Annotated in this window: 3 protein-coding genes; all 3 read right to left on the reverse strand. The window is 60.6% G+C overall.

Translation table 11 applies throughout. The annotated features are described in order from the left end of the window. Nucleotides 1-223: 223 nt before the first annotated feature. The 3 genes from M0D67_RS41825 to M0D67_RS41835 all read right to left on the reverse strand — a co-directional run bounded on the left by M0D67_RS41825 (nucleotide 224) and on the right by M0D67_RS41835 (nucleotide 3,229). Entirely contained in the window at nucleotides 224-727 is a 504-nt protein-coding gene (locus M0D67_RS41825) for a hypothetical protein (RefSeq protein ID WP_266243624.1), read from the reverse strand. A 1,225-nt stretch (nucleotides 728-1,952) separates the two neighbouring features. Further along, the gene (locus M0D67_RS41830) at nucleotides 1,953-2,720 is read right to left on the reverse strand and encodes a hypothetical protein (RefSeq protein ID WP_266243626.1); all 768 of its coding nucleotides are present in this window, start codon (nucleotides 2,718-2,720) and stop codon (nucleotides 1,953-1,955) included. Between the two features lie 158 nt (nucleotides 2,721-2,878). Next, nucleotides 2,879-3,229, reverse strand: a complete 351-nt coding sequence (locus M0D67_RS41835; RefSeq protein ID WP_266243628.1) for a hypothetical protein — start codon at nucleotides 3,227-3,229, stop codon at nucleotides 2,879-2,881. Nucleotides 3,230-3,322: the final 93 nt, after the last annotated feature.

Raw genomic sequence — 3,322 nt, forward strand, 5'->3', positions numbered from 1 at the left:
GCACGCGCCGGGGCAAGTCCGCGGGACGCGGCGCGGCCCCAAGAGCGGGGGTGAATTGATTCCGTGACGCGGTGCTGTCAGCTTGCGCGACAGGCGAAGCCTGTCGCGCGAGGTGTCGCGTCACGGCTGTTTAGTGTGTTGTGGAGAGGGGGACCGCGGCGTGCCCTGACTTTGCGGTGCGCGCGACAATGCCGCCCGCACCGCAACCAGGTCGATCAATGCGTCACTGGCACGTCAGAACGACGAGACCGTTGATGTCACCAGTGTTTGCAAGCTTCGCGCCGTAGGCGACGGCGATCAGCGGTTTGGTCGTATCGGTGCCCATCAGCCGCGTCATGACGGTCACGCCACCACCAAACGCCTCACCACCCGAGGACGCGCTTGCCTTCGAGAAGGTGGCGGCAGTGTCCGAGCCGATTGTGACGGTCGCGGAGAAATTTTTGATCGTCAGTGTGCCAAGATCCAGGGTCGCGGTGGCCGTCTGCAGCGACCCAGGCGCAACGTTACCCGCTGCCGAAGTTGGCGAGGTGGCCATAAGATTCGAACAGGCGAGCGAGCCGGTTCCCGTCGTCGGCATCACCAGCGGAGCGCCGATAGCATAGTGCGCCCCTTGATTGGCAGTATAGTTTCCGCCGCTCGAGTCCGAGCCGTTGGTCCAACGGCCGATCGCGATATATCCGCCCGCCCCGTTGATATCCGCAATCGTTGATTTCTTTGTCAGCGTCACGGCCCCATTCGTACTTGCAACCGTCGTGAATGCGCCCCCGTAATTCGATTGTTGAACCTGGCTCGAGAGCGGAGCGGTGGAGGTCGTAAATCCATCACCTGTCAGCCCTGTTGAGGTCAGCGTGTCCGGCGCAAAAACCGCAGCCACAATGCCATTTACACCAGTTACAGCGGGCGCGGTACCCGTGACGCTATAGTCGGTATTCGACGTGGTCGTTGTCTGTGGGGTGGTGTTCGCGGGTTGCGTGGACTTGTCTCCACTATTTGAACTACCACCTCCTCCGCAACCTGCGAGCGCAAGTGCAAGTACAGCAGCGGAAATGGAGCGGGATTTCAGACGAAGCATTTGTTATTTTCCTCGATGCTAGTTGTTGTTCCGGTGGCTAATCTGACTGATGCTACCAACGCGATTTTAGATATCGCTACATTGTTACTTCGGACTATTACGCAAAAAATTCGCGTCGGGCCTTGGGTGAATTTTGGAGTTCAAGGCGACTGGTATCGTACATGCGCACCGTCAAAAAAAGATAGGTCGGGTGCAGGTCAGCTGCAGTGATGCCAGTACGCAAGCAACTGACGGCGGGCTGGCTCCGGGAACCGAGCTGCTGCAGGCAGCGAGGCTGGAGGGGATGGCACGCGCCGGGGCAAGTCCGCGGGACGCGGCGCGGCCCCAAGAGCGGGGGTGAAATGATTCCGTGACGCGATGCTGTCAGCTTGCGTGACGGGCGTAGCCAGGCGCGCAAGATGCAGCGGCACGGCTGGATGGCTGCGGCAGTACCGGAAACATAAACGCCGGAACCGGGCCGGCGTCTCGGGGTTAGGACGATGCGGGAAGCTCCAGCCGTCCGTTGTCGTACATATGGCACATGGTCAAAAAGTAACTCGGGTCGGCTGGCCATCTGCAATTTTGCCAGTAGGCGAGCAAGGCGCGGCGAACTGGGTCGGGATACTCACGTACGCGAGCTCGTGCCTTACGCCACTCTCCCGCGCGCCGTTGTCGATCGGCAACGGTCTGGCGTTCCCACGTGACGCGGCGCCCGGCCATTTCTTCGTCGGTGCTTATCTGTTCGGCAGCGATCTGGTCTGCGAAGAGCGGAAACGCTTCGCGCTCGATTCGTTTTTTTCGTTCGAACGCTGCTCGCTTGCGCGAGGTGTCCGTAAATTCATACCGCTCCTGTCGCTTGAACCTCATGGGTCTATCTCCTCGAGCGAGGTCGCTCGTCTGTCTAGTCGATCAGGGAAGAAAGCAATAAGCCCTCACCGGCGAGCTGCGCTTCTGCAAGGCTTTCATGCGCCCGGGAGAACATATCGGGTTGGCGCACAGAACGGTCCAGTCTTGCTATGGTCTTCGCGAAGCGCGACCCGCTGGTGCCATCGACGCTGTTGGCTCCTGCTGCGGCGCAGATACGGATGCGCTTGTCGGAGTTGACCCGACCGACATGCAGATAGCAGTTACGTCGGCGGGCGACTGATCCCCAAGCCATGGTCGTCGCCACTTTCCATTCAGTGGTGCCACCTACGAAGACCCCAACTGCAGGGGACAACAGCGAACGCACATCGTCAATTTCCATACCGTCCTGCACGGCAATCAGGAGCCGTGTGGGGAGGTCGCGGAGCTTTTCCAGCCAGGCAAGCGAGAAGTCGAGAGACTTCAAGCCGCCAGCAACGATATCTGGCAGCACGATCCAGTCGGCACCCTCCCCTAGTTTGTCGACGGCGCGCATGAAAGCGTTTTCGTCAAAGGGGACGCCTTGCTGGAATGCCGACCACGCTCCGTTGTCGAGCGCGTACGGCATGCCCTCCGTGCGCAATACTCCGGCGGCAGAAACCAGTAGCCTCCACCCGGCAGCGCGCATCGCGGCAAGGTTGCGTCGCGTGCCCGTGCGGCTCGCGTATGACACCATCGGCGGCCGATGCAGTTCGATCCGCTCCTCGACCTCCAGGGGTTCTTCGTCGGCGCTGCCGTCAACGCAGTAGTAATCTGCGTATGCCATGAGTGCCTGTGCGTGCCCGACGCGCTGTCCGGTTAGGTACGGCTTCGTCCAGTCGGGAAGTGTGAATGCCATCTTTAACCTTGCGCGCTGTCGGCGGCCATCGGCCGCCGTGGTCTGCGAGTAGCCCGCGTGAAGCGGACTGCTGTCTTGACGTTCCGTTACGCCTCTACGGAAGATGGAAAACCGGCGTCGGCGAGTTCTGCACGCGCTTCGTCGTCCCAGTTTTCGGGGGACTCGCCTTCGCAGCGATAGGCGTACACCAATGCGATGTCACGCGCGTCTTCGCCTACCGCGGTGACCTTCACGGCAACTTCGCGATACGTGCCGAAGTCGTGCGAATTGCTCTTGGTGTAGAGAGTGACGCCTTCAGGCGGCTCGCCGATCACGCGTTTGATCTGGTTGATAAAAGCCCTGCATTCCGCCTTGCTGCGCTCTGGGTAGTCCGATTGCCCGACCTGTGCGCATTCTTCATTGCAAGGCGATGACCCGATTTCGATGATTTCAGCCATACGGTTCTCCAAAAGAGGTTTGAGCTGACCGGGCCCCCAGATTCAGAAGTCCCGGCCATGCCGGTTTGTGCTGAGTCGGCGGTGCTTCTCGTC

This window comes from Paraburkholderia sp. SECH4 (assembly GCF_030511745.1).
Taxonomy (GTDB): Bacteria; Pseudomonadota; Gammaproteobacteria; order Burkholderiales; family Burkholderiaceae; genus Paraburkholderia; species Paraburkholderia madseniana.